This is a genomic window from Isoptericola croceus (assembly GCF_029382255.1).
Taxonomy (GTDB): Bacteria; Actinomycetota; Actinomycetes; order Actinomycetales; family Cellulomonadaceae; genus Isoptericola; species Isoptericola croceus.
Genome location: NZ_JARLLG010000460.1, coordinates 1 through 258, shown reverse-complemented (window position 1 = coordinate 258; position 258 = coordinate 1). Strand labels below are relative to the sequence as shown.

Sequence of the window (258 nt, the reverse complement as noted above, 5' to 3'; positions counted from 1 at the left end):
AATGGTTCGATTAACTCTGTATGCTGAGGGTGAGGTCCTGGCATAAAAGTAGAAATGGTTAAGTTTACTACCTCACCTGATGGAGCAGGACTGTCTGATTCCCCACTTGCTTCCTCGCTTCCTGTTGACTCTGCTCCTCCACAAGCTGCTAATCCAACAAGCATTGTACTCATAACCCCAGACCATAGAAAACGCTTCCACTTTTGTTGTTTTTTCATGGTTACACCCCTTTAGAAAAATAAATACAACATTTTAATT

1 protein-coding gene is annotated in these 258 nt (G+C 41.5%); it reads right to left on the bottom strand.

Annotated elements, in window-relative coordinates; translation table 11 throughout:
* A partial coding sequence (locus PZC42_RS24930) for a hypothetical protein (RefSeq protein WP_277214305.1) occupies positions 1 to 218 on the bottom strand: 218 nt, incomplete at its 3' end.
* Positions 219 to 258 lie beyond the last annotated feature (40 nt).